Source organism: Pseudomonas oryziphila, from assembly GCF_003940825.1.
Taxonomy (GTDB): domain Bacteria; phylum Pseudomonadota; class Gammaproteobacteria; order Pseudomonadales; family Pseudomonadaceae; genus Aquipseudomonas; species Aquipseudomonas sichuanensis.
The window spans coordinates 5482494-5507322 of the sequence record NZ_CP034338.1 but is presented as its reverse complement, the minus strand read 5'-3'; the positions used below and the strand labels follow the sequence as shown (position 1 = coordinate 5507322).

Annotated in this window: 21 protein-coding genes and 1 riboswitch; of the genes, 15 read left to right on the top strand and 6 right to left on the bottom strand. The window is 65.5% G+C overall.

The features are described from left to right. The first annotated feature begins 11 nt into the window (after positions 1–11). Complete coding sequence (gene msbA, locus EJA05_RS25650; RefSeq protein ID WP_125861433.1) at positions 12–1820, top strand: lipid A export permease/ATP-binding protein MsbA; 1809 nt, start codon at positions 12–14, stop codon at positions 1818–1820. A gap of 129 nt (positions 1821–1949) precedes the next feature. Further along, complete coding sequence (hldE, locus tag EJA05_RS25645; RefSeq protein ID WP_110995812.1) at positions 1950–3371, top strand: bifunctional D-glycero-beta-D-manno-heptose-7-phosphate kinase/D-glycero-beta-D-manno-heptose 1-phosphate adenylyltransferase HldE; 1422 nt, start codon at positions 1950–1952, stop codon at positions 3369–3371. A gap of 86 nt (positions 3372–3457) precedes the next feature. On the opposite strand, the gene EJA05_RS25640 is transcribed toward hldE, so the two are convergent. From EJA05_RS25640 to EJA05_RS25625, 4 genes are all read right to left on the bottom strand, one after another. After that, on the bottom strand, positions 3458–4423 hold the full coding sequence (locus EJA05_RS25640) for a metal ABC transporter ATPase (RefSeq protein WP_125860694.1): 966 nt from the start codon (positions 4421–4423) through the stop codon (positions 3458–3460). Positions 4424–4460: 37 nt separating this feature from the next. Beyond that, positions 4461–5273: an aldo/keto reductase gene (locus EJA05_RS25635; protein WP_125860692.1), complete on the bottom strand. Its 813-nt coding sequence runs from the start codon at positions 5271–5273 to the stop codon at positions 4461–4463. Then, complete coding sequence (locus tag EJA05_RS25630) at positions 5270–6445, bottom strand: NAD(P)/FAD-dependent oxidoreductase (protein ID WP_125465782.1); 1176 nt, start codon at positions 6443–6445, stop codon at positions 5270–5272. The genes EJA05_RS25635 and EJA05_RS25630 overlap by 4 nt, the downstream gene beginning before the upstream one ends. A gap of 150 nt (positions 6446–6595) precedes the next feature. Beyond that, positions 6596–6928, bottom strand: coding sequence for a DMT family transporter (locus EJA05_RS25625; RefSeq protein WP_011535981.1), 333 nt, complete (start codon positions 6926–6928; stop codon positions 6596–6598). 90 nt (positions 6929–7018) lie between these two features. On the opposite strand from EJA05_RS25625, the gene EJA05_RS25620 reads away from it, so the two are divergent. Continuing rightward, positions 7019–7909, top strand: coding sequence for a LysR family transcriptional regulator (locus tag EJA05_RS25620; RefSeq protein ID WP_125860690.1), 891 nt, complete (start codon positions 7019–7021; stop codon positions 7907–7909). Between the two features lie 11 nt (positions 7910–7920). Beyond that, positions 7921–9192 (top strand): lipid IV(A) 3-deoxy-D-manno-octulosonic acid transferase, encoded by a 1272-nt coding sequence (gene waaA / locus EJA05_RS25615; RefSeq protein WP_125860688.1) that lies wholly within the window; start codon positions 7921–7923, stop codon positions 9190–9192. Between the two features lie 114 nt (positions 9193–9306). Here the strand turns inward: waaA and EJA05_RS25610 are convergent, their stop codons facing one another. Further along, on the bottom strand, positions 9307–10740 hold the full coding sequence (locus EJA05_RS25610) for a TolC family outer membrane protein (RefSeq protein WP_125465779.1): 1434 nt from the start codon (positions 10738–10740) through the stop codon (positions 9307–9309). A gap of 160 nt (positions 10741–10900) precedes the next feature. Then, positions 10901–11007: riboswitch (TPP riboswitch) on the top strand. A gap of 157 nt (positions 11008–11164) precedes the next feature. Between EJA05_RS25610 and thiC the strand changes: the two genes are divergently transcribed. Continuing rightward, entirely contained in the window at positions 11165–13045 is a 1881-nt protein-coding gene (gene thiC, locus EJA05_RS25605; protein ID WP_110995819.1) for a phosphomethylpyrimidine synthase ThiC, read from the top strand. Between the two features lie 136 nt (positions 13046–13181). Beyond that, complete coding sequence (gene cytX / locus EJA05_RS25600; RefSeq protein WP_125465777.1) at positions 13182–14465, top strand: putative hydroxymethylpyrimidine transporter CytX; 1284 nt, start codon at positions 13182–13184, stop codon at positions 14463–14465. Here the strand turns inward: cytX and EJA05_RS25595 are convergent. Further along, positions 14434–15180: an RsiV family protein gene (locus EJA05_RS25595; RefSeq protein WP_125860686.1), complete on the bottom strand. Its 747-nt coding sequence runs from the start codon at positions 15178–15180 to the stop codon at positions 14434–14436. The two genes, cytX and EJA05_RS25595, sit on opposite strands and share 32 nt — an antisense overlap. Before the next feature lie 185 nt (positions 15181–15365). On the opposite strand from EJA05_RS25595, the gene EJA05_RS25590 reads away from it, so the two are divergent. The 9 genes from EJA05_RS25590 (at position 15366) to EJA05_RS25550 (ending at position 24749) form a co-directional block, all read left to right on the top strand. After that, positions 15366–15983: an NUDIX domain-containing protein gene (locus EJA05_RS25590; RefSeq protein WP_125860684.1), complete on the top strand. Its 618-nt coding sequence runs from the start codon at positions 15366–15368 to the stop codon at positions 15981–15983. Beyond that, a complete protein-coding gene (locus tag EJA05_RS25585) occupies positions 15974–16426 on the top strand; it encodes a DUF1249 domain-containing protein (protein WP_110996469.1) in 453 nt (150 codons plus the stop codon). Before EJA05_RS25590 ends, EJA05_RS25585 begins: the two co-directional genes overlap by 10 nt. Before the next feature lie 85 nt (positions 16427–16511). Next, positions 16512–17315 (top strand): 3',5'-cyclic-AMP phosphodiesterase, encoded by an 804-nt coding sequence (cpdA, locus tag EJA05_RS25580; RefSeq protein ID WP_125860683.1) that lies wholly within the window; start codon positions 16512–16514, stop codon positions 17313–17315. Positions 17316–17547: 232 nt separating this feature from the next. Then, entirely contained in the window at positions 17548–18156 is a 609-nt protein-coding gene (locus tag EJA05_RS25575; RefSeq protein ID WP_125860681.1) for a YqiA/YcfP family alpha/beta fold hydrolase, read from the top strand. Positions 18157–18191: 35 nt separating this feature from the next. Beyond that, entirely contained in the window at positions 18192–20096 is a 1905-nt protein-coding gene (gene parE, locus EJA05_RS25570; protein WP_110996466.1) for a DNA topoisomerase IV subunit B, read from the top strand. Continuing rightward, entirely contained in the window at positions 20093–21079 is a 987-nt protein-coding gene (locus tag EJA05_RS25565) for an esterase-like activity of phytase family protein (RefSeq protein ID WP_125860679.1), read from the top strand. Before parE ends, EJA05_RS25565 begins: the two co-directional genes overlap by 4 nt. After that, the gene (locus EJA05_RS25560) at positions 21076–21594 is read left to right on the top strand and encodes a retropepsin-like aspartic protease family protein (protein ID WP_125860677.1); all 519 of its coding nucleotides are present in this window, start codon (positions 21076–21078) and stop codon (positions 21592–21594) included. Before EJA05_RS25565 ends, EJA05_RS25560 begins: the two co-directional genes overlap by 4 nt. Positions 21595–21604: 10 nt before the next feature. Then, a complete protein-coding gene (gene parC, locus EJA05_RS25555) occupies positions 21605–23863 on the top strand; it encodes a DNA topoisomerase IV subunit A (protein WP_125860676.1) in 2259 nt (752 codons plus the stop codon). Between the two features lie 175 nt (positions 23864–24038). Continuing rightward, the gene (locus tag EJA05_RS25550; RefSeq protein ID WP_125860674.1) at positions 24039–24749 is read left to right on the top strand and encodes a PqiC family protein; all 711 of its coding nucleotides are present in this window, start codon (positions 24039–24041) and stop codon (positions 24747–24749) included. Positions 24750–24829: the final 80 nt, after the last annotated feature.

Sequence of the window (24829 nt, the reverse complement as noted above, 5' to 3'; positions counted from 1 at the left end):
CGAGCTCGATGATGGCCGAAACACCGCTCCCGGCGGAGAACTCCTCCAGCCTGAAGATCTACTTCAGGCTGCTGGGCTACGTGAAACCCTACGTCGGCATTTTCCTGCTGAGCATCGTCGGGTTCGTGATCTTCGCCTCTACCCAGCCGATGCTGGCCGGCATTCTCAAGTATTTCGTCGACGGCCTGAGTAACCCAGAGGCCGTGCTGTTCCCCAATGTGCCCTACCTGCGCGACCTGCAACTGCTGCAGGCTGTGCCGCTGCTGATCATCCTGATCGCGGCCTGGCAGGGCCTGGGTTCGTTCCTGGGCAACTACTTCCTGGCCAAGGTTTCGTTGTGCCTGGTGCACGACCTGCGGGTCGAGTTGTTCAACAAGTTGCTGGTGCTGCCCAACCGCTATTTCGACAACCACAACTCCGGGCACCTGATCTCGCGCATCACCTTCAACGTGACCATGGTCACCGGTGCCGCCACCGATGCGATCAAGGTGGTGATCCGCGAAGGCCTGACCGTGGTCTTCCTGTTCGTCTACCTGTTGTGGATGAACTGGATGCTGACCTTGGTCATGCTCGCCATCCTGCCGGTGATCGCGGTGATGGTAAGTACCGCCAGCAAGAAATTCCGCAAGCAGAGCAAGAAGATCCAGGTGGCCATGGGTGACGTGACCCACGTCGCGTCCGAGACCATCCAGGGCTACCGCGTGGTGCGCAGTTTCGGCGGCGAGGCCTACGAGCAGCAGCGTTTCGACAACGCCAGCCAGAGCAACACCGACAAGCAACTGCGCATGACCAAGACCGGCGCGCTGTACACGCCGATGCTGCAGTTGGTGATCTACACCGCCATGGCTGCGCTGATGTTCCTGGTGCTGTTCCTGCGTGGCGATGCGTCGGCCGGTGACATGGTTGCCTACATCACTGCTGCTGGCCTGCTGCCCAAGCCGATCCGCCAGCTTTCCGAAGTCAGCTCGACCATCCAGAAGGGCCTTGCGGGTGCCGAGAGCATCTTCGAGCAGCTCGACGAAGAACCTGAGGTCGATACCGGCACCGTCGAGAAGGAGCGGGTCGAAGGCCGCCTGGAGGTGCGCAACCTCAGCTTCACCTACCCCGGCACCGAGCGCCAGGTGCTCAGCGATATCAGCTTTACCGCCGAGCCTGGGCAGATGATTGCCCTGGTCGGCCGCTCCGGCAGCGGCAAGTCCACGCTGGCGGCGCTGATCCCGCGCTTCTATCACCACAGCGAAGGGCAGATCCTGCTCGATGGCGTGGAGATCGAGGAGTACCGCTTGCGCAACCTGCGCCGGCACGTGTCGCAGGTGACCCAGCACGTCACCCTGTTCAACGACACCGTGGCCAACAACATTGCCTACGGCGACCTGGCCGGCGCGCCGCGCGCAGACATCGAAGCCGCGGCTGCCGATGCCTATGCCAAGGAGTTCGTCGACCAGTTGCCCAAGGGCTTCGACACCGAAGTCGGCGAGAACGGCGTACTGCTCTCCGGCGGCCAGCGCCAGCGCCTGGCGATTGCCCGGGCGCTGCTGAAAAACGCACCGCTGCTGATCCTCGACGAGGCCACCTCGGCCCTGGACACCGAGTCCGAGCGGCATATCCAGGCAGCCCTGGACCATGTGATGCAAGGCCGTACCACCCTGGTGATCGCCCACCGCCTGTCGACCATCGAGAAAGCCGACATGATCCTGGTGATGGACCAGGGGCGGCTGGTGGAGCGTGGTACCCACACCGAGCTGCTGGCGGCCAATGGCTATTATGCCCGCCTGCATGCCATGGGCCTGGATGCGCCGGAAAACGCCGATATCACCTGAAACCTCAAAGATCGGGGCCTGCATGGCCCCGATTGTCACTGCAGTTGTCCACAGTGAAGCTGGCCGTAAAGCCATCCTCGACCCTGTGCTAATATCCTGCCCCTGTTCACTTTTTCATATGGGTTGCCCATGAAGTTGTCCATGCCGCGTTTCGATCAAGCCCCGGTACTGGTGGTCGGCGATGTCATGCTCGACCGCTACTGGCATGGCGGTACTTCACGTATTTCGCCTGAAGCGCCGGTGCCGGTGGTCAAGGTCGATCAGATCGAAGATCGCCCCGGCGGTGCGGCCAACGTCGCGTTGAACATCGCCGCCTTGGGCGCGCCAGCCGCGCTGGTCGGCGTCACCGGCCAGGACGAGGCTGCCGACAGCCTCGCCAACAGCCTGCAGGCCGCCGGTGTGCGCTCGATCTTCCAGCGCATCGCGCACCAGCCGACCATCGTCAAGCTGCGGGTCATGAGCCGTCACCAGCAACTGCTGCGCATCGACTTCGAAGAACCCTTCGCCACCGACGCGCTGTCGCTGGGCGCCGAGGTCGACGGCCTGCTCGAAGGCATCAAGGTGCTGGTGCTCTCCGACTACGGCAAGGGCGCGCTGAAGAACCACCAGGCGTTGATCCAGGCCGCCCGGGCCAAAGGCATTCCGGTGCTGGCCGACCCCAAGGGCAAGGATTTCTCCATCTACCGTGGCGCCAGCTTGATCACGCCCAACCTGAGCGAGTTCGAGGCGATCGTCGGCCGTTGTGCCGACGAGGCCGAACTGGTCGCCAAGGGCCTCACCCTGCTCGACGAGCTCGACCTGGGGGCGCTGCTGGTGACCCGTGGCGAGCACGGCATGACCCTGCTGCGCACCGGTCACCCGGCCTTGCATCTGCCGGCCCGGGCCCGTGAAGTGTTCGATGTCACCGGTGCCGGCGATACCGTGATCTCCACCCTGGCCGCCGCCATCGCTGCCGGTGAAGAGCTGCCCCACGCCGTCGCCTTGGCCAACCTGGCCGCCGGCATCGTGGTGGGCAAGCTCGGTACGGCGGCCATCAGTGCCCCGGAACTGCGCCGGGCCATCCAGCGCGAAGAAGGTTCCGAGCGTGGTGTGCTGGGCCTGGAGCAGTTGCTGCTGGCGATCGACGATGCCCGTGCGCACAACGAGAAGATCGTCTTCACCAATGGCTGCTTCGACATCCTCCATGCCGGCCACGTGACCTACCTGGAGCAAGCGCGCGCCCAAGGCGACAGGCTGATTGTCGCGATCAACGACGATGCCTCGGTCAGTCGTTTGAAAGGCCCGGGACGGCCGATCAACAGCGTCGACCGGCGCATGGCCGTACTGGCCGGGCTGGGTGCGGTGGACTGGGTGATCAGCTTCCCTGAAGACACCCCGGAGAACCTGCTGCGCCAGGTGAAGCCGGATGTGTTGGTCAAGGGCGGCGACTATGGCATCGACCAGGTGGTCGGCGCCGATATCGTCAAGGCCTACGGCGGTACGGTGAAGGTGCTGGGGCTGGTCGAGAACAGCTCGACCACCGCCATCGTCGAGAAGATCCGCAAGCACTGAAACCGGCCCATTGCCGGCACGCCCCCTGTAGGAGCGGCACAAGGCCGCTCCTACAGGGGGCCAGCGCAAGGCAGTTGCTCCCGCGACTATTTGTGCAGTGTTCCCCGCGCTCGCTCGAGCAATTCACGGGCCTTGTCACTGAAGCGCTGCAGGTGCGTTTCCGGCTTGCGCTGCTCCGCCAGCCCCTGTTGCTTCAGCCAATCCCGCCAGCGCACCCGCTCATCGCGCACCACCCAACCCTCCTGGCGCGCAAAGCTTTCTGCCAGCCACACCCCACGCGTACTCGCCGGCAGCAGCTGGTCCTTCTTCAGGGTGTAGAGCTCAGGCAGCGGCTGGCCATCCTTCAAGGGCATCAGGTACAGGTCCGGGCGCTTGCGGTTCAGCCGCGCCACCAGTTGATCACCTTCCAGCCGTTCATCGACGTGGAACAGGCTCAGCGGCTTGGCGTCCCTGGGTACCTGCAGGCGCAGGTCATAGATCAACTGCAGCGAGGCCGTCGGCAGGTGCACGTAGGCCCGTGGCCGTTCCAGCAGCATCAGGTTGGCACAGTGCACCGGGCGGGCGGCGCCGGATTCGGGCGAGAGCACGAAGGGCGGCGCTTCGCGGTAGTGCAGGGCGGCGGCATAGGGGGCCGGCAGCCAGGTATCGTTGAAGCGCCCGCCCAGCCAGCCCTCGGGGGTTTCCAGCAGGCATTCCTCGGCCACTTCCTGAATGGCGGTGAGTAGCGGCAGGTTCAACTCGTGGGCGGGCACATAGCCAGAAATCAGCTTGAGCACCACATCGCCGCGGTCCTGGCGGCGCTGGCGCACCAGCACCCAATAGTCGCGGCCCTGCCAGTTCAGCGTGAGGCGCACCGAGACGCCCAGGTTGGCCAGCTCGACCACGAAGCGTTCGGGGTTGCCCAGCTGGATCGCCTTGCGCCGCTGCAGGGTCTGGGCGAAGTTCAGCGGCATGCCGATGCTCTGGTAGGTCAGGCCATCGGGGGTGGCCTCGACGTGCAGCGGCAGGGTCTTGAAGTTGCTCGGGTTCTTGCGGATCAGCGTACGCGGCACGAGGCTCCTCCTTGCGTTGGGCCCCCGCCCGGGTGGCTCAGGGCCGGCCCAGGATGCGGGCGACTGTGGCCACGTTGTGGGCCAGGTGCAGCGGGTTGATGGTGCCGACGATGGCACTGTTCACACCCGGGTGGGCAAACAGCAGCTCGAAGCTGGCCTGCACCGGGTCGACCCCGGGGGCCAGGCAGACATGACCACTGGCCAGGGCTTTCTTCACCAGGATGGCCTTGCCGTGCTCGGCAGCGTAGTCCAGCACCGGGCGCTCCGCCTGCTCGTTGAGGTTGTAGGTGACCATGGCGCAATCGCCCTGTTCCAGGGCTTTCAGGCCACCGGCAACGGTTTTGCCAGAGAAACCATAGCCGAGAATCTTGCCCTCCTGCTTGAGTGCGGCAAGGGTTTCATAAACCGCTTCGTGCTCGAGGATCGCCAGGTCGTTGCCGTCGGAGTGCACCAGCACCAGCTCGATGCGGTCGGTTTCCAGGCGCTTGAGGCTGCGCTCCACCGAGCGGCGGGTGTGCGCGGCGCTGAAGTCGAAGCGCGATTGGCCGTCGTCGAATTCTTCACCGACCTTGCTGACGATCACCCATTCGTCGCGCTGGCCACGCAGCAGCGGGCCCAGGCGCTCTTCGCTGCGGCCATAGGCGGGCGCGGTATCGAGCAGGTTGATGCCCAGCTCGCGGGCTTGCGCGAGCAGCAGGGCAGCGGCGTTGTCGTCGGGGATGGTGAAACCGTTGGGGTATTTCACGCCTTGGTCGCGGCCGAGCTTGACCGTGCCCAGGCCCAGTGGCGAAACGCGCAGGCCGGTGCTGCCCAGTGCGCGGTGATGGTCGTGCAGGGTCGGCAGGCTCATGGCAGCAGTTGCTCCCAGGCCGGCACGCCCAGTGGCGGGCGCGGCAGGTCGGTGAGGTCGGGGCGGGCGGCCGGGCGGATGCCGTCGCGCTCGAGGCTGGCCAGCACTCGGTCGGTCAGGTCCGGCGCCAGGGCCAGTTTGGTCGGCCAGCCCACCAGCAGGCGCTGCTGCTCGGCGAGGAAGGCGTTGTCCGGGCGCACCAGGCCTGATTGCCCAGGTTCGGCACGGTCGATGCGCAGCGTGGCCCAGCGGATCAGGCTCTGATCGACCCAGGGCAACAGGCCGGCGACTTCTTTTTGCGCGGCAGCAATCTGCGCGGCCGGTTCGCGGGCGACGCCGTCGGCTTCGGCGAGGTCGCCACCGAGGTACCACACCCACTGGCCGTCGGCCGCCGGGTGGGTGGTGACGGTGATGCGCGGCTTGGGCCCGCCGCCCAGGCAGTGGGCATACAGCGGCTTGAGGTTCGGGCCTTTGGCCAGAACCATGTGCAGCGGGCGGCGCTGCATGGTCGGCTGGTTCAGGCCGAGGGCGTGCAGCAGGTCCTCGGTGCCGCCACCGGCACTGAGGACGATGCGCTGGGCGCGGATTTCGCGGCCATCGACGTTCAGCCCGACCAGTTCGTCGCCCTCGCGCAGCGGTTCGATGCGCTCGCCGGCCAGCAGGCTGTCACCGGCCAGCTGCGCCAGGTTGGCCAGCAGGCTGGGGACGTCGATGACCAGTTCGGCCAGGCGGTACACCTTGCCCTTGAAGGCGCGGTCCTGCAGGGCCGGCGGCAATTGCTCGCCCTTGACCTGGTCGACCCGGCCGCGCACGGCCTTGCTGGCGAAGAAGCTGGTGAGGTTGCCGGCCAGGGTGCCGGGGGACCAGAGGTAGTGGGCATCGGACAGCAGGCGGGTGCCGGTCAGGTCCAGCTCGCCGGTGCCGGCGAGGGCTTCGCGCCAGCGGCGCGGCATGTCGGCGATGGCCTCGGAGGCGCCGGTCAGGGCGCCGTGCAGGGCGTACTTGGTGCCGCCGTGGATGATGCCTTGCGACTTGATGGTCTGCTCGCCGCCCAGGCTGGCGCGCTCCACCAGCACAGTCGAATAACCCTGCTTGCGCAGGCGGGCATTGAGCCAGAGGCCGGCGACCCCGGCACCGACGATCAGCACGTCGGTGGAAATGGCGGATGGCATGCGGGCACCTCTAAAGCTGGGACAGGTGCGCAGTATACAGGCTGTGCGAGGGCGCTGGTCGTGGGAGCGGGCTTGCCCCGCGATCAGGTAGGCACCCCGCTATCGTCATCGCGGGGCAAGCCCGCTCCCACGCAAAAAATGCGACGGGCCTCAGTGCCCGGCAGTGTTCGAGAATACCTGGATCACCACCACCCCGCCGACGATCATGGCCATGCCCAGCATTGCCGGCACATCCAGCTTCTGCCCATAGATCACCAGCGCGGCGACGCTGATCAGCACGATGCCCAGCCCCGACCAGATGGCGTAGGCGATGCCCACCGGGATGCTGCGCACCACCAGGGTGAGCATCCAGAACGCCACGCCATAGCCACAGATCATCAGCAGCAGCGGCAGCGGCGTGCTCAAGCCCTTGACCGCTTTCATGGAAGCAGTGGCGATGACTTCGGCGCAGATGGCGATGGCGAGATAGGTATAGGCGTTCATGGTTCGTTTCCTCCGTTGCTGGTCGGGCATTCTAGGGGAAGCTGGGATGGGGTAAAGTCATTACCTATCTGTAATGGAGATAGGTTGGCCATGACCGAACACTGGAACCTGGAGCAACTGCGCCTGTTCGTGCGCACCGCCGAACTGCGCTCGTTCTCCGCCGTGGCGCGCGAGCAGCGCAAGGCGCAATCGGCGGTGAGCACCGCCATTGCCCTGCTTGAGACGGACCTGGGCGTGACCCTGTTCGAGCGCAGCAGTGGCCGCCAGCCACGCCTGACCGAAAGCGGCGCGGCACTGCTGGAAGATGCCCGTGAACTGCTGCGCCAGTGCGAGCGCCTGGATGGCCGGGCGCTGGCCCTGATGCGCGGCCAGGAAGCCTTGCTGCGGGTGGCCCAGGATGAGGCGATGCCCTATCAGCCGGTGATCGACAGCCTCGACGAACTGGCCGCCCACTACCCCTTCCTGGAGGTGCAGCTGGCCAGCGGCGCCCAGGGCGATGTGGCGCGCAAGCTGGTGGAGCGACGTGCCGATCTGGGCCTGTTCTTCCACCACGAAAGCATTCCCTCCTCGCTGGAGCGGCGCGCCCTGGGCAGCGTCGAGATGGTCACCGTGTGCGCCATCGGCCACCCGTTGGCAGGGCAGGGCAAGGTCAGCCGCCAGCAACTGGCACGTCATCGCCAGTTGCTGATCACCCCACAGCAGAGCGGTTACCCAGGCGGCGAGGCGATCAGCCCGCAGGTCTGGCGTGCCGACAGCTTCTACGCCATGGCCGAACTGCTGATGCGCGGCCTGGGCTGGGCCTGGTTGCCGCGCCACGTGGTGCAGTACCCCACCTACCAGGCACAAATGGTCGAGCTGGACAGCGAGTGGCGCCCGCCCGCGCTGGTGGCCGAGCTGGCCTGGCGCCGTGACGAGCCGCTGGGGCCGGCGGCGCAATGGTTGGCCGAGCGTTTTGCCGTGCACCTGCGTGCGATCGGGTAAACTCCGCCGCCATGAACAGAACCCTCTACTCCCTGCTGTTTCACCTGGGCCTGCCGCTGGTCGCGCTGCGCCTGTTCCTGCGCGGGCGCAAGGCGCCGGCGTATCGTGCGCGCATCAATGAGCGCTTCGCCTGCAAGCTACCGCCGCTGAAGCAGGGCGGGATCTGGGTGCATGCGGTGTCGGTGGGCGAGAGCATCGCCGCCGCGCCTTTGGTTCGCGCGCTGCTCAAGCAGTATCCGGACCTGCCGATCACCCTGACCTGCATGACCCCGACCGGGTCGGAGCGCATCCGCGCGATGTTCGAAGGCGAGCCGCGGGTCCAGCACTGCTACCTGCCCTATGACCTGCCATGGGCGGCCGGGCGCTTCCTCGACCATGTGCGCCCGAAGCTGGGCATCATCATGGAAACCGAGCTGTGGCCGAACCATATCCACCAGTGCGCCAAGCGCGGCATCCCGGTGGCGCTGGCCAATGCGCGGTTGTCCGAGCGCTCGGCGCGTGGTTATGCCCGCTTTGCCGGCCTGACCCGGCCGATGCTCGAGGAAATGAGCCTGATCGCCGTGCAGACCGAGACCGAGGCCGAGCGCTTTCGCAGCCTTGGCGCGCGCAGCGAATGCGTGCAGGTGACGGGTTCGATCAAGTTCGACCTTAAGCTCGATGAGCAACTGCTGCCCCGCGCCCGGGCGTTGCGCGAGCAATGGGGGGCGACGCAGCGCCCGGTGTGGATCGCCGCCAGCACCCATGACGGTGAGGATGCGCTGATCCTCGAGGCGCATCGGCAACTGCTCCAGGTGCACGGCGATGCGCTGCTGATCCTGGTGCCGCGCCACCCCGAGCGGTTCAATGCGGTACATGCCCTGTGCAGCGCCGGGTTCGCCACGGTGCGCCGTTCCACCGGGGAGGCGGTTCAGGCCCAGACCCAGGTGTTGCTGGGCGACACCATGGGCGAGCTGCTGTTCCTCTATGCCCTGGCCGACATTGCCTTTGTCGGTGGCAGCCTGGTGGCCACCGGCGGGCACAACCCGCTGGAGCCCGCAGCGCTGGCGTTGCCGGTGCTGATGGGGCCACATGTATTCAACTTCCTCGAGATCAGCGCGATGCTGCGTGAGGCGGGGGCGTTGCAGCAGGTGGACGATGCCGAGGGGCTGGCCGGCGCGGTGCGCCGCTTGGTCGAACTGCCGCAGGATGCCCGACGCATGGGCGAGGCGGGCAGGGCGGTGATGCAGGCCAATCAGGGCGCGTTGCAGCGGTTGCTGGATGGGTTGGCGCAGTTCATTCGCTGACAGGCTCACTGGCCTCTTCGCGGGTAAACCCGCTCCCACAGGTACACCACTGGCCTTGAGCCTTGCGATGTACCTGTGGGAGCGGGTTTACCCGCGAAGGGGCCAGCGCCGATATCAAGGCCTGCGTTCGAAGTTCTTCGCCGCCGCCGCCGCCAGGTCCGGTGGCAGGAAGTCCTTGTCCGGGTTGTAGTCGGCCTTCAGGTACCGCCCCAGGTCCTGCAGATCCTGCGGGCTCAACGTCCCCGCCGCCTGCTTCAGGCGCAGGTTGTCGAGGATGTAGTCATAGCGGCTGTTGTTGTAGTCGCGCACCGAGGTGTACAGCTGGCGTTGGGCATCCAGCACGTCGACGATGTTGCGGGTACCCACCTGGTAGCCGATTTCGGTGGCCTCCAGCGCACTCTGGTTGGAGATGATCGACTGCTTGCGCGCCTGCACCTGCTCCACGTCGGTGTTCACCGCGCGGTGCAGGTTGCGGGTGTTCTCCACCACCTGGCGGCGCAGGCTCTCGCGCTGCTGCTCGCTCTGGCTCAGGCGCTGGTAAGCCTCGCGCACTTGCGAGCTGGTCAGCCCGCCGCTGTAGATCGGAATGTTCAACTGCAGGCCGACGCTGGTCTGCTCCACATCGCCACCGTAACGGATGCCGTTCTGCGAGGGATTGGTGAAGCCCAGGCTGTCGTTGTCGCCCTTCTGGTACTTGGCCACCGCATCGAGGGTCGGCGCGTGGCCGGCCTTGCGCTGGCGCAGTGTCTCTTCGGCGGCATCGACCGCGTGGTTGGTGGCCAGCAGGTTGAGGTTCTGGCGCCCGGCGGTTTCGACCCAGGCCTTGGCGTCGTTGGGGGTCGGCACCTGTATCGGCAGGGTGTGGACCACGCCCTGGATCGAGCTGTACTGGCGGTTGGTCAGGGTGATCAGTGCCTCGAAGGCGTCCTGCACCTGGCGCTCGGCGATGATCCGGTTGGCCCGGGCGGTGTCGTAGCTGGCCTGGGATTGCAGCACGTCGGTCTTGTCCGAGAGGCCGACGTCGAAACGCTCGTTGGACTGGTCCAGCTGGCGCTTGAACGCGGCTTCCTCGGCTTTGGTCGAGGCCAGGTTGTCCTGGGCGCGCAGCACGCTGAAGTAGTTCTCGGCGGTTTGCAGGATCAGGTTCTGCTCGGTGGCCGACAGCTCCAGCGCGGCCTGCTCGTTGACGGCTTCGGCGGCTTGCAGCTGGAACCAGCGATCGGCGCGGAAGATCGGCTGGGCCAGGGTGGCGCTCCAGGAATTGCCGCTGCGGTTGGAGGTGATCGACGGGTCGTCGATCTTGGTGCGGGTGTTCATCATTTCGGCACCGGCCGACAGGTTGGGCAGCAGGCCGGCGCGGGCCTGCGGCACCACTTCGCGGCGGGCGCCGTAGTCGGCGCGGGCGGCGGCCAGGTCGGCGTTGTTGTCGACCGCTTCCTGGTAGACGCTGACCAGGTCGGTCTTGACCGTGGTGGGCGTATCCACTGCCCACGCCACTCCGTGGGTCGCACAAGACACGGCAATCGCCAGTGAGAGTTTGCGCAGCATAGGGCAATCCTTGATCAAGATTTAATTACTGTACTGTCGGGTATCGAGCGGTGCGCCAGTGTAGTGCCACGCGCCGGCATCAACAATCCACTGTTTGTGCCATTTGTCATGCCCCCAAATACCTGCTTGGCTTTGCCGACCACTCCAGCTTAGACTGCGCAGGTTCTTGTCGGGGTGCCTTGATGCAAAGGCTGAGATCGCAAAGTTGCGGATCCCGTTGAACCTGATCAGGTTAGCGCCTGCGTAGGGAACAAGATTGCTCTCACTTCCCGGGAGCCTCTTGTGCCAGGTCCGGGATCGTCACAGCTGCATGCAGCTCATGGCACCCCATATCCGGCACTGCACTCGTCACCACGAGTGCGTCCGCGCCTTTCAGGTTCACCCCGACATTCCGCCCGCTAGGAAGCTGTCTGGAGAGCCTGTGATGAGCAAACAAGAAAAAATTATCAGCCTGAGCGAGTCGGCCCAAGTCGACCAACAGTCCGTACAACCCCTGCCCAATTCGCGCAAGGTCTACGTCGAAGGTTCGCGCCCCGACATCCGCGTGCCCATGCGTGAAATCAGCCTGCACGACACCCCCACCGACTTCGGCGGCGAAAAGAACGCCCCGGTGCTGGTGTATGACACTTCCGGCCCGTACACCGACCCCAACGTTGTCATCGACGTGCGCAAGGGCCTGGGCGATGTGCGCTCGGCGTGGATCGACGCCCGTGGCGACACCGAGCGCCTCGAAGGCCTGAGCTCGAACTTCGGCCAGCAGCGCCTGAACGATGCCGAGCTGACCAAGCTGCGCTTTGCCCATGTGCGCAACCCGCGCCGCGCCAAGCCCGGCGCCAACGTTTCGCAGATGCACTACGCCCGCCAGGGCATCATCACCGCCGAGATGGAATACGTTGCCATCCGCGAGAACATGAAGCTGCAGGAAGCCCGCGCCGCCGGCCTGTTGAGCCAGCAGCACGCCGGCCACAGCTTCGGTGCCAACATCCCGAAAGAGATCACCCCCGAGTTCGTCCGCGAAGAAATCGCCCGTGGCCGCGCGATCATCCCGGCCAACATCAACCACACCGAACTCGAGCCGATGATCATCGGCCGCAACTTCCTGGTGAAGATCAACGGCAACATCGGCAACAGCGCTCTGGGCTCCTCGATCGAGGAAGAAGTGGCCAAGCTGACCTGGGGCATCCGCTGGGGTTCGGACACGGTCATGGACCTGTCCACCGGCAAGCACATTCACGAAACCCGCGAGTGGATCATCCGCAATTCGCCGGTACCGATCGGCACCGTGCCGATCTACCAGGCCCTGGAAAAGGTCAATGGCGTTGCCGAAGACCTGACCTGGGAGCTGTTCCGCGACACCCTGATCGAGCAGGCCGAGCAGGGCGTGGACTACTTCACCATCCACGCCGGCGTGTTGCTGCGCTACGTGCCGCTGACCGCCAAGCGGGTCACCGGCATCGTCAGCCGCGGCGGTTCGATCATGGCCAAGTGGTGCCTGGCGCACCACAAAGAGAACTTCCTGTACACGCACTTCGACGAGATCTGCGAAATCATGAAGGCCTACGACGTCAGCTTCTCGCTGGGCGACGGCCTGCGTCCGGGCTCGATCGCCGACGCCAACGACGCCGCCCAGTTCGGTGAGCTGGAAACCCTCGGCGAGCTGACCAAGATCGCCTGGAAGCACGATGTGCAATGCATGATCGAAGGCCCGGGCCACGTGCCGATGCAGCTGATCAAGGAGAACATGGACAAGCAGCTGGAGTGCTGCGACGAGGCGCCGTTCTACACCCTCGGCCCGCTGACCACCGACATCGCACCGGGTTACGACCACATCACTTCGGGCATCGGTGCGGCGATGATCGGCTGGTTCGGTTGCGCCATGCTCTGCTACGTCACGCCCAAGGAGCACCTGGGCCTGCCGAACAAGGATGACGTCAAGACCGGCATCATCACCTACAAGATCGCCGCGCACGCCGCCGACCTTGCCAAGGGCCACCCGGGCGCGCAGATCCGTGACAACGCGCTGTCCAAGGCACGCTTCGAGTTCCGCTGGGAAGACCAGTTCAACCTCGGCCTGGACCCGGACACCGCGCGCTCGTTCCACGATGAGACGCTGCCCAAGGAGTCGGCCAAGGTCGCGCACTTCTGCTCGATGTGCGGGCCGAAGTTCTGCTCGATGAAGATCACCCAGGAAGTGCGTGAGTATGCCGCGAAGATCGACACCGTCGATGTGACGGCCGAGCAGGGCATGCGCGAGCAGGCCGAGCGGTTCCGCCAGGAAGGCAGCCAGCTGTACCAGAAGGTCTGATCCACAGATCCACGGCGGTGCGCTTCGCGCACCGCATCGCTGGCAAGCCAGCTCCCACAGGGACCGCATCAGGCCCTTGTGGGAGCTGGCTTGCCAGCGATTGGAGCAACCCAATCCTTTGCCGAGCGCCGCGAGCATGACCACACCCAGCCACTTCTCCCCCGACCACCCGGTCCCCCTCCATCACCGCCAGTTCGGCGCCCGCGACCTGTTCTCGCTGTGGTTCTCCCTCGGTATCGGCCTGATGGTCCTGCAGGTCGGCGGGCTGCTGGCCACGGGCCTGGGCCTGGCCGGGTCGATCCTGGCGATCACCCTGGGCACGGCGGTGGGCGTGTTGCTGCTGGCGGCGGCCGGGGTGATCGGCAGCGACACCGGCCTGTCGGCCATGGCCACCTTGCGGCTGTCGCTGGGCCGCCACGGCGCGCGCCTGCCGGCACTGCTCAACCTGCTGCAACTGGTGGGCTGGGGCTCGTTCGAGATCATCGTCATGCGCGATGCCGCGAGCCTGCTGGGCGCGCGCACCTTCGGCGAGGACAGTGGCTGGAACAGCCCGCTGCTGTGGACGTTGTGCTTTGGCGCCCTGGCCACCCTGCTGGCGGTCAGCGGGCCCCTGGCGTTCGTGCGCAAGGTGCTGCGCAAGTGGGGGATCTGGCTGCTGCTCGGCGCTTGCCTGTGGCTGACCTGGAACCTGTTCGCCAAGGCGGACCTGGCCGAGCTGTGGCGCCGCCCAGGTGACGGGTCGCTGTCGCTGGCGCTGGGCTTCGATATCGTCATCGCCATGCCGCTGTCGTGGCTGCCGTTGATCGCCGACTATTCGCGTTTCGGCAAGCGCGCCAGCCGGGTGTTCGGCGGTACCGCGCTGGGCTTCTTCATTGGCAATGCCTGGCTGATGAGCCTGGGCGTGGCCTACACCCTGGCCTTCGCCCCGAGCGGCGAGGTGAATGCACTGCTGCTGGCCCTGGCTGGCGCCGGGCTGGGTATTCCGCTGCTGCTGATCTTGCTCGATGAGTCGGAGAATGCCTTTGCCGATATTCACTCGGCAGCGGTTTCAACCGGCCTGCTGGTGAAAATGAAGGTCGAGCACCTGGCGCTGGCCATCGGCGTGCTGTGCACCCTGATCGCACTGCTGGCGCCCTTGGCCCAGTACCAGAACTTCCTGCTGTTGATCGGCTCGGTGTTCGCGCCGCTGTTCGGCGTGGTGCTGGTGGACCACTTCGTGGTCCGCCGTCGGCGCCTGCCGGCGCTGGTCGACGGGCTGCATTGGCAAGCGCTGCTGGCCTGGGCGGTGGGCGTGGTGGCCTACCATGTCATGGCCAATCAGGCACCGGAGCTAGGGGCGACCCTGCCGGCACTGCTGCTGGCAGGGGTGTTGCACGGGCTGCTGTCGATCAGCCGCGGCCGGGAAACAGCTCAGGCCTGATCACGCCGTTGAGGCGCGGGTAGGGGATCTTCAGCTCGACGTGGCCCATGGAGTAGGGCGCGATGGCATAAACCTCGTACTTGACGATCACCGCGCCGTAGGTCAGGGCAATGTGCGGCGACTGCTTGAACGGCCAGGTCTTGACGAACTCGGGGTCCTTGTCCACGCCGGTGCTGATCTGCCAGGCGCGGTGGGACTCCTCGACGGTCTTCCAGAAGGTCTCTTTCTGGCCGGGCACCAGCATGTCGTCCAGGGTCAGCACCTTGTCCAGCTTGCGCGAGTAGTTGATGAAGCCACGCCCGGGCATGCCGTGGGCGCCGCCGCTGTCGAGGTAGCTGGACAGCTCGATGATCACCAGCCCGTCATGCTGCTCGCGTACCTTGGCTTGCAGGTAGCTGCTGTTGCGCTTGTCGGCGCGGGCCAGGTACTGCTGCTCATAGGCCTGCAGCGAGGCTGGCGGGGTACCGCGCTGGTTGTCCTCGGTCAGTTGCAGCAGGCGTTTTTCAACGATGGCGTCGAGCTTGGGCAGCGCCGGGAAGTGCACGGTGTCGATGTTCACCAGCGGGCAGTCGCTCTCGCTGCAGCCGGGTTTTACGTGCTCCCAGGCGTCGCGCTTGACCTCGAGCGGTGCCCGGTAGTTGGGCGTGAACAGGCTCTGGCAGGCGCTCAGGGCGACTGCCAGCACGGCCACGGAAGTCAGTTTGACTAGCGTCATGATGATCCTTGCACAACGGTGATGATCGGCCTTGGACCGCCTGCGCGGCCTTCAGTTCGCCACTAAGCTAACAGAGAGCGTAGCGCCTGTCCCGAGTGCCCGAACGGTCGCCACAAAGGGATGAAACCGGGCGGCGCGCAGAGTAGGATTGCGCGATGCGGTAAACGAGGTAATGAGGAGTTTGCATGACGGACACGTTGAATTCGCTGCCCAGCCAAGTCGAGATCGCGAAGCGCGAGCAGTTGTTCAAGGGCTTCTACAAGCTCGACAAGCTGCACCTGCGCCATGAACTGTTCGCCGGGGGCATGAGCCGTGAGTTCACCCGCGAGCTGTTCGTGCGCCATGACGCGGTCTGCGTGTTGCCCTACGACCCGCAGCGCGACGAAGTCGTGCTGATCGAGCAGTTCCGGGTGGGCGCCATAGGCAAGGTGGCCAATCCGTGGCTGATCGAGATGGTGGCCGGCCTGATCGACAAGGACGAACAGCCGGAAGAAGTCGCCCATCGCGAGGCCGATGAAGAAGCTGGCCTTACCTTCAGCGCGCTGTGGCCGATGACCTGCTACTTCCCGTCCCCGGGCGGCAGCGATGAATACGTTCATCTGTTCCTCGGCCGTTGCGTCAGTGAAGGGGCCGGTGGCCTGCATGGCCTGGAAGAAGAGAGCGAGGATATCCGCGTGCGGGTGTGGGCGTTCGAGGATGCGCTGCAGGCGGTGCGCGACGGGCGCATCTGCAATGCCGCGACGATCATCGGCCTGCAATGGCTGGCGCTCAACCGTGACGAAGTACGAGGTATGTGGAAGTGAACCTGCTGCGCGAGCGTTATCGAGTCGACCTGGTCGGGCTGCAGACGGCCTGCGAGGCCAACTACGCCCGCCTTATGCGCCTGCTGCCGGAGATGCGCACCACGCAAAGCTCGCGGCGCATCGGCATGACCCAGGGCGACCAGATGCTCGGCGTGCTGGTGCTCGAAGTGCTGTTGGCCTGCCCCTATACCACCACCCTGCGGGTGCGTCAGGAGCACAGCCTGCCGTGGTTGCCGGTGCCCGAGCTCGAGGTGCAGGTGTATCACGACGCGCGGATGGCCGAAGTGGTCAGCGCCGAGCATACCCGCCGCCTGCACAGCATCTACCCGTACCCCAACACGGCGATGCACCAGCCCGACGAGAAGGCCCAGCTCAACCTGTTCCTCGGCGAATGGCTCAGCCACTGCCTGGCCTGTGGTCACGAACTGGCGACCGTGCGCTGAAATGTGACGCCCGTCGGCTTCGAGTATTTGCTCCAAAGCCATCCATCGCCATAATCCGTGCTGAATCCGTTCGAGGAGACGGCCGTTGCCGCAAGCACTTTTCGCAGAGTCACCCGTTCATGTGGTGCAACTGACCGATGCCCATCTGTTCGCCGCTCCCGCTGGGACGCTGCTGGGGCTCAATACCCGCGACAGCCTTGAACATGTGGTGGCGCAGGTGCGCCGTGAACAGCCGCGCATAGACCTTTTGCTGTGCACGGGGGATCTGTCCCAGGATGCCAGTGTGGCCTCCTATGAAGCATTCCGCGGGCTGACCGCCGGGTTCGGTGCGCCGGCACGCTGGTTGCCGGGCAATCATGACGAAGCCCAGGTAATGGCCAAGGTGGCGCCGGAACTGATCACGGCGGTGACCGATATCGGCGCCTGGCGCATCGTGATGCTCGATTCGGCGGTGGTCGGTGCCACGTTCGGGCTGCTGGCCGAAGACCAGCTGGCCACGCTGGATCAGGCGTTGGCCACTGCCGGTGAGCGTCATTGCCTGGTGTGCTGCCACCACCAGCCGGTGGATATCGGTTGTGCGTGGATGGCGCCAATCGGGTTGCGTAATGCTGACCAGCTTCTGCTGCGGGTAAAAGCTTATCCACAGGTGAAAGCGCTGCTTTGGGGGCATGTTCACCAGGAATGGGACCAGGTGCGCGAGGGTGTGCGCTTGCTGGCCACGCCCTCGACCTGCATTCAGTTCGCGCCGGGCAGCGAGGACTTCCAGGTGAGTGAAGAGCAGCCGGGGTACCGCTGGTTGCGCCTGCATGCCGACGGGCGGTTGGAGACCGGGGTGGAGCGGGCGCGGGATTTTGTGGTGAAGCTGGATTTCGACAGCCCGGGCTACTGAGCCCAGGCGGGAGATGGGGGCCAATCCTGTGGGAGCGGCTTTAGCCGCGAAGCAAGCGACGCGGTGGATGGCACCGGCTCTGCCGGTGTTCGCGGCTAAAGCCGCTCCCACAGTGTCCGTGTTGAATCACAAGCCGCAGCGCGCATTTTGAAGAATGTGTTGCGAAAATCCCTGCACTGAACCAATGCTCCTCGAACAGGCTACACTGCGCGTCTTTGCGTCCGGGGGCAGCATGTCGGGTTCCATCCTTTATATCCATGGCTTCAACAGCTCGCCGCTGTCGAAGAAGGCCCGCCAACTCGAGGCGGTCATGCAGCAGATCGGCCTGGCTGAGCAACTGCGCGTCCCAGCCCTGCATCACCATCCGCGGCAAGCCATCGCACAGCTGGAGGCGGCTATCAGCGAGCTCGGCGCGCCCTTGCTGGTCGGCAGCTCGCTGGGCGGCTACTATGCCACCCACTTGGCCGAGCGCCACGGCCTCAAGGCCCTGCTGATCAACCCGGCGGTCGCCCCGCACCGGTTGTTCGATGGTTATCTCGGCACCCAGCGCAACCTGTATACCGACGAAGCCTGGGAGCTGACCCACGACCATGTGCAGGCCTTGGCCGAGCTGGAAGTGCCAGCCCCGCTAGATGCCAGCCGCTATCAAGTGTGGTTGCAGACCGCCGATGAAACGCTGGACTATCGCCAGGCCGAGCGCTATTACCGAGCCTGTGCCCTGCGCATCCAGGCCGGCGGCGACCACAGCTACCAAGGCTTCGCCGAACAGCTCCCGGCGCTGCTGAGCTTTGCCGGTATTGCCCGTGGGCAGTATGCGGCGTTGGACTTTTCTGTACTTTGAGCTTTTTGCATTCACCTGACTGACGACGAGACCCCATGGCCAATCCCAGCGCTAGCGCCTATAACGCAGACGCCATCGAAGTCCTCTCGGGCCTTGACCCGGTCCGCAAACGCCCGGGCATGTACACCGACACCAGCCGGCCGAACCACCTGGCCCAGGAAGTCATCGACAACAGTGTCGACGAAGCCCTGGCTGGCCACGCCCGTTCGGTGCAGGTGATCCTGCACGCCGACCACTCGCTGGAAGTGTGCGACGACGGCCGCGGCATGCCGGTGGACATCCACCCCGAAGAGGGCGTGTCCGGTGTCGAACTGATCCTCACCAAGCTGCATGCCGGCGGCAAGTTCTCCAACAAGAACTACCAGTTCTCCGGCGGTTTGCACGGCGTCGGTATTTCGGTGGTCAACGCCCTGTCCACCCAGGTGCGGGTACGCGTGAAGCGCGATGGCAACGAGTACCAGATGACCTTTGCCGACGGCTTCAAGGCCAGCGAGCTGGAGGTGGTCGGCACCGTCGGCAAGCGCAACACCGGCACCAGCGTGTATTTCACGCCTGATCCCAAGTACTTCGACTCGCCCAAGTTCTCCATCAGCCGCCTCAAGCATGTGCTCAAGGCCAAGGCCGTGCTGTGCCCGGGGCTGTCGATCAGCTTCGAAGACAAGGGCACCGGCGAGAAGGTCGAGTGGCACTACGAGGACGGCCTGCGTTCCTACCTGGTCGACTCGGTCAGCGAATACCTGCGCCTGCCCGACGAGCCGTTCTGCGGCAGCCTGGCCGGTAACAAGGAAGCGGTCGACTGGGCCCTGCTGTGGCTGCCGGAGGGCGGCGACAGCATCCAGGAAAGCTACGTCAACCTGATCCCCACCGCCCAGGGCGGCACCCACGTCAACGGCCTGCGCCAGGGCCTGCTGGATGCCATGCGCGAGTTCTGCGAGTTCCGCAACCTGCTGCCGCGTGGGGTCAAACTGGCCCCGGAGGACGTCTGGGAGCGCATCAGCTTCGTCTTGTCGATGAAGATGCAGGAACCGCAGTTCTCCGGCCAGACCAAAGAGCGCCTGTCGTCCCGCGAGGCGGCGGCGTTCGTCTCTGGCGTGGTCAAGGACGCGTTCAGCCTGTGGCTCAACGCCCACCCCGAGTTGGGCATGCAACTGGCGGAGCTTGCCATCAGCAATGCCGGCCGCCGCCTGAAGGCGAGCAAGAAGGTCGAGCGCAAGCGCGTCACCCAGGGGCCGGCGCTGCCGGGCAAGCTGGCTGACTGCGCAGGCCAAGACCCGATGCGCGCCGAGCTGTTCCTGGTCGAGGGTGACTCCGCCGGTGGTTCGGCCAAGCAGGCGCGGGACAAGGAGTTCCAGGCGATCCTGCCGCTGCGCGGCAAGATCCTCAACACCTGGGAGGTCGATGGCGGTGAAGTGCTGGCCAGCCAGGAAGTGCACAACATCGCCGTGGCCATCGGCGTCGATCCGGGTGCCACCGACCTGACCCAGCTGCGCTACGGCAAGATCTGCATTCTCGCCGACGCCGACTCCGACGGCCTGCACATCGCCACCTTGCTGTGTGCGCTGTTCGTCCAGCATTTCCGCCCGCTGGTCGAGGCCGGTCACGTCTACGTGGCCATGCCGCCGTTGTACCGCATCGACTTGGGCAAGGAGATCTACTACGCCCTCGACGAAGCCGAGCGTGATGGCATCCTTGATCGTCTGGTCGCCGAGAAGAAGCGCGGCAAGCCGCAGGTCACCCGATTCAAGGGGCTGGGCGAGATGAACCCGCCGCAGCTGCGCGAAACCACCATGGACCCGAACACCCGGCGCCTGGTCCAGCTCACGCTCGACGACCTGGCCGGTACCACCGAGATCATGGACATGCTGCTGGCCAAGAAGCGCGCCGGTGACCGCAAGAACTGGCTGGAGACCAAAGGCAACCTGGCCGAGGTCCTGGTTTGATTCGTCCGCTCCTGGCACTTTGCCTGGCGTTGTCGATGTTGCCGGCCCTGGCGCAGGACTGGCCGGAGCTCAAGCTCACCCGCGAGCACCCGGTCGAAGGCATGCGTGGCGGTAACCTGTCCGGCCTGGCGGTGTGCCGCGGGGCGCTGTGGGCGGTGTCCGACCGCGACGACGACCGCATCTATCGCCTCGACCAGGGCGATAGCACCTGGCGCGCCGAAGCGCTGGTGTTCACCCCGCCCGCGGCACCGGACACCGGCCTGCCGTGGGGGCTGAAGTCGCGCAACTGGGCCGCATCGTTCATCCGTGGCGGAGCGCTGGATTTCGAAGGGATCGCCTGTGATCAGGCGGGTAACTTCTATGTCGTCAGCGAAGCGCACGCGGCGGTGCTGCAATTGCCAGCCTCGGGTGAACCGAACTGGTTGAAAATCGATCAATCGATGGTCCGCCAGGCCCGTGCCAGCGGCATGCTGCTGCACTTCAATGCGTTGTTCGAAGGCCTGGCGGTCAATCCGGCGGGCGACCGCCTGTGGCTGGCCGCCGAGCGCGAGCGCCGTGGCCTGCTTTCGGTGCGGCGCCAGCAATCGGTATGGGCCTGCGGGCGCAGTTGCGTGATGTTCAGCGAGGCCGGCGTCGAGATGCAGCCAGCCCAGTTCCCGGGCGCGCGCGCCCTGTCGCGGGACTTCGCCGACCTGGCGCTGTTCGACGGCAAGCTGTTCACCCTGGAGCGCAATGCCTACCGCATTTGCCGGCGTGATGCCGACAGCGGTGCGGTCGAGCGCTGCTGGTCGTTTGCCGCCGACGCGTTGCTGGCGCCCCGTCAGTACGATCAACCCTACGGCCTTGCCGAAGCGCTGGTGATCGACAAGGACGGCGCCTGGATTGGCGTGGACAACAACAACGGCGTGCGCGCCGATGGTGAAGCGCGGCCGATCGTCTGGCGCTTCGCCGCGCCACAGGGCGGCTGGAGCGGCAAACCATGAGCCAGGCACCGGGCAAACGTGCGGGCAGGGTGCTGATGGTGCTGGCCTGGGCGGCGGCGATGTTCCTCGCCACGCGTTTTTTCGGCGAGTGGGAAGCGCGCCAGGAAAACCCGAACAGCGAAGTGCAGAGCACCCAGGGCGATGGTTTCGTCGAAGTGCGCCTGCTGAGCAACGGCCAGGGGCATTTTGTCGCCGATGGCGCGATCAATGGCCGGGTGGTGCATTTCATGCTCGACACCGGGGCCACCGACGTGGCCATCCCCGAGGCGCTGGCCCGCGACCTCGATCTGGCCCGTGGCGCACCCGTGACGCTGAGCACCGCCAATGGCCGCACGGAAGGTTACCGCACCCGTATCGACAGCCTGCTGCTGGGCGATATCCACCTGCGCGACGTGCGCGCCCTGGTAGTGCCCGGCCTCGACGGCCAGGCCGTGCTGCTGGGCATGAGCGCCCTCAAACAACTTGAATTTACCCAGCGCGGCGGCACCATGCTGCTGCGCCAGAACCTGAAATGACGAGGCCCGCATGAGCGACTCACTCGAACTCAGCCTGGACGGTGTCGAACGCCGTTCCCTGGCTGAATTCACCGAACAGGCCTACCTCAACTACTCCATGTACGTGATCATGGACCGCGCGCTGCCGCACATCGGCGACGGCCTCAAGCCGGTGCAGCGCCGTATCGTCTATGCCATGAGCGAGTTGGGGCTCGATGCCGATTCCAAGCACAAGAAGTCGGCGCGTACCGTCGGTGACGTGCTCGGCAAGTTCCACCCTCACGGCGATTCGGCCTGCTACGAAGCCATGGTGCTGATGGCCCAGCCGTTCAGCTACCGCTACACCCTGGTCGACGGCCAGGGTAACTGGGGTGCGCCGGACGATCCGAAGTCGTTCGCCGCCATGCGTTACACCGAGGCGCGTCTGTCGCGTTATTCCGAAGTGCTGCTCAGCGAGCTGGGCCAGGGCACGGCCGACTGGGTGCCGAACTTCGACGGCACCCTGCAGGAGCCGGCGGTATTGCCGGCGCGCCTGCCGAATATCCTGCTCAACGGTACCACCGGCATCGCCGTGGGCATGGCCACCGATGTGCCGCCGCACAACCTGCGCGAAGTGGCCAGTGCCTGCGTGCGCCTGCTCGACGAGCCCAAGGCCACGCTTGAGCAGCTGTGCGAACACATCCAGGGGCCGGACTACCCGACCGAGGCCGAGATCGTCACCCCGCGCGCCGACATCCTCAAGATGTACGAGAGCGGCAAGGGCTCGATCCGCATGCGTGCGGTGTACCGCGTCGAAGACGGCGATATCGTCGTCACCGCGCTGCCGCACCAGGTCTCCGGCGCCAAGGTGCTGGAGCAGATCGCCGCGCAGATGCAGGCCAAGAAACTGCCGATGGTCGCTGATCTGCGCGACGAGTCGGACCACGAGAACCCCTGCCGCATCGTCATCATCCCGCGCTCCAACCGCGTCGATGCCGCCGAGCTGATGCAGCACCTGTTCGCCACCACCGACCTTGAGAGCACCTACCGGGTCAACGTCAACATCATCGGCCTCGACGGCCGTCCGCAGCTCAAGAGCTGCGTGCCTTGTTGGCTGGAGTGGCTGGAGTTCCGCATCGGTACCGTTCGTCGCCGGCTGCAGCACCGCCTGGACAAGGTCGAGCGCCGCCTGCACCTGTTGGAAGGCTTGCTCAAGGCGTTCCTCAACCTGGATGAAGTGATCCACATCATCCGCACCGAAGAGCACCCGAAGCAGGCGCTGATCGAGCGTTTCGAGCTGACCGAGATCCAGGCCGACTACATCCTCGAAACGCGCCTGCGTCAGTTGGCGCGCCTGGAGGAGATGAAGATCCGTGGCGAAACCGACGACCTGCTCAAGGAGCAGAAGCGCCTGACCACGCTGCTGGGCAGCGATGCCAAGCTGCGCAAGCTGGTACGCAGTGAACTGATCGAAGATGCCGAAACCTACGGCGACGACCGTCGCTCGCCGATCGTCGAGCGGGCCGAAGCCAAGGCCCTGTCGGAAAACGAGCTGATGCCGACCGAGCCAGTCACCGTGGTGCTGTCGGAGAAGGGCTGGGTGCGCTGCGCCAAGGGCCACGACATCGATGCCACGGGGCTTTCGTACAAGGCCGGCGATGGCTTCAAGGCTGCCGCCGCCGGGCGCTCCAACCAGTTTGCCGTATTGATCGACTCCACCGGGCGCAGCTATTCGCTGGCTGCCCACAGCCTGCCGTCCGCCCGTGGCCAGGGCGAGCCGTTGACCGGCCGCCTGACACCGCCGCCAGGCGCTACCTTCGAGTGCGTGCTGCTGCCGGACGACGATGCCCTGTACGTGGTGGCGTCCGACGCCGGCTACGGCTTCGTGGTCAAGGGTGAGGACCTGCAGGCCAAGAACAAGGCCGGCAAGGGCCTGCTGAGCCTGCCAAACGGTGCCAAGGTCATGACCCCGCGCCCGGTGGCCGACCGCGAGCAGGATTGGCTGGCGGCAGTGACCACCGAAGGGCGCCTGCTGGTGTTCAAGGTTGCTGACCTGCCGCAGCTGGGCAAGGGCAAGGGCAACAAGATCATCGGCGTGCCGGGCGACCGGGTGGCCAGCCGTGAAGAATATGTCACCGATCTTGCGGTGGTCAGCGAGGGGGCGACCCTTGTATTGCAGGCTGGCAAGCGTACCCTGTCTCTGAAACCGGATGACCTCGAGCATTACAAGGGTGAGCGCGGTCGCCGTGGTAGCAAATTGCCACGTGGTTTCCAGCGTGTCGATGCACTGCTGGTGGAAACCCCGGCATAAGCGGGTAGCACGTCTGCAGCGGCGCTTTCGGCGCCGTTGCAGGCGGAAATGCTGGAGTCGGGCCGCTATTTCGCGGATGATAGTGCACTTGTGGCGCCGGCGTGGCCGAGTGCCCGGATGAATTTACGTGAGTATCACTGCGGTCAGTCTTGAGGCGACCGCCTGGATGGGATGAATGAAATTTCTGCGCCTTCCATTTGCGCTGTTGATGACTGGGCTGCTGGGCCTGAGCGGGTGCAGCATGCATCAGCCGGTCGCCTTGTATCAGCTCGACAGCGGTGACCCTGGCCAGCCTTCGCAGGCGGCAGGCATGGCGGTGGTGCTTGGCCCTGTTTCGGTGGCTGACTACCTGCAACGCGAAACCTTCCTGCAGCGCCAGGCCGACGGCAGCCTGACTGCGGCGACCGACGGGCGTTGGGCCGGTAGCCTTTCGTCGGACATCGATCAGTTGCTGGTGCGTCAGCTGGCCTGGCGTCTGGACAGCCAGCGCGTGGTGCTGGCGCCCGCCAGTGCCGGTTTCACCCCGGACGTGCAGGTGCTACTGACCATCACCCGCCTGGATTCAGGCAAGAACCAGCCGGCGATCCTGGATGCGCAATGGCGTGTACTGGACCGTCGTGGCCAAGTGCGCGACAACCGCATCGTTCACCTTGAGCAGCCGCACCAAGGCAGCGAATCGGCCCAGGTGCAGGCCCAGGGTCAGTTGTTGCAGAAGCTCGCCGAGCAGCTCAGCAACACGGTCAAACCATTGGCCAACCAGCCGGCCATCGCCGAGGAAGCGCCCCGCAAGCAGGCGGCGCCGGTACAGGTGAAGAAGGAGCCGGAGAAGTCGAAGATCCCGATGGCTTCACCGATCCGCACCGATATGGAAGTTTATCGGTTCTGATCCGCCAGACATGAAAAAGCCCGCAGCGATGCGGGCTTTTTTATTGCCTCGGTCTTCGCCGGCACGCCGGCGAAGGGGTT

Bases quoted from the DNA above. Each gene is read 5' to 3' on its own strand.
- EJA05_RS25550 (WP_125860674.1), top strand. From the start codon at position 24,039: ATGAAATTTCTGCGCCTTCCATTTGCGCTGTTGATGACTGGGCTGCTG.
- EJA05_RS25595 (WP_125860686.1), bottom strand. From the start codon at position 15,180: ATGACGCTAGTCAAACTGACTTCCGTGGCCGTGCTGGCAGTCGCCCTG.
- EJA05_RS25575 (WP_125860681.1), top strand. From the start codon at position 17,548: ATGTCGGGTTCCATCCTTTATATCCATGGCTTCAACAGCTCGCCGCTG.
- parC (WP_125860676.1), top strand. From the start codon at position 21,605: ATGAGCGACTCACTCGAACTCAGCCTGGACGGTGTCGAACGCCGTTCC.
- thiC (WP_110995819.1), top strand. From the start codon at position 11,165: ATGAGCAAACAAGAAAAAATTATCAGCCTGAGCGAGTCGGCCCAAGTC.
- EJA05_RS25590 (WP_125860684.1), top strand. From the start codon at position 15,366: ATGACGGACACGTTGAATTCGCTGCCCAGCCAAGTCGAGATCGCGAAG.
- cytX (WP_125465777.1), top strand. From the start codon at position 13,182: ATGACCACACCCAGCCACTTCTCCCCCGACCACCCGGTCCCCCTCCAT.
- EJA05_RS25635 (WP_125860692.1), bottom strand. From the start codon at position 5,273: ATGAGCCTGCCGACCCTGCACGACCATCACCGCGCACTGGGCAGCACC.
- EJA05_RS25620 (WP_125860690.1), top strand. From the start codon at position 7,019: ATGACCGAACACTGGAACCTGGAGCAACTGCGCCTGTTCGTGCGCACC.
- EJA05_RS25625 (WP_011535981.1), bottom strand. From the start codon at position 6,928: ATGAACGCCTATACCTATCTCGCCATCGCCATCTGCGCCGAAGTCATC.
- parE (WP_110996466.1), top strand. From the start codon at position 18,192: ATGGCCAATCCCAGCGCTAGCGCCTATAACGCAGACGCCATCGAAGTC.
- EJA05_RS25630 (WP_125465782.1), bottom strand. From the start codon at position 6,445: ATGCCATCCGCCATTTCCACCGACGTGCTGATCGTCGGTGCCGGGGTC.
- msbA (WP_125861433.1), top strand. From the start codon at position 12: ATGGCCGAAACACCGCTCCCGGCGGAGAACTCCTCCAGCCTGAAGATC.
- EJA05_RS25610 (WP_125465779.1), bottom strand. From the start codon at position 10,740: ATGCTGCGCAAACTCTCACTGGCGATTGCCGTGTCTTGTGCGACCCAC.
- hldE (WP_110995812.1), top strand. From the start codon at position 1,950: ATGAAGTTGTCCATGCCGCGTTTCGATCAAGCCCCGGTACTGGTGGTC.
- waaA (WP_125860688.1), top strand. From the start codon at position 7,921: ATGAACAGAACCCTCTACTCCCTGCTGTTTCACCTGGGCCTGCCGCTG.
- EJA05_RS25560 (WP_125860677.1), top strand. From the start codon at position 21,076: ATGAGCCAGGCACCGGGCAAACGTGCGGGCAGGGTGCTGATGGTGCTG.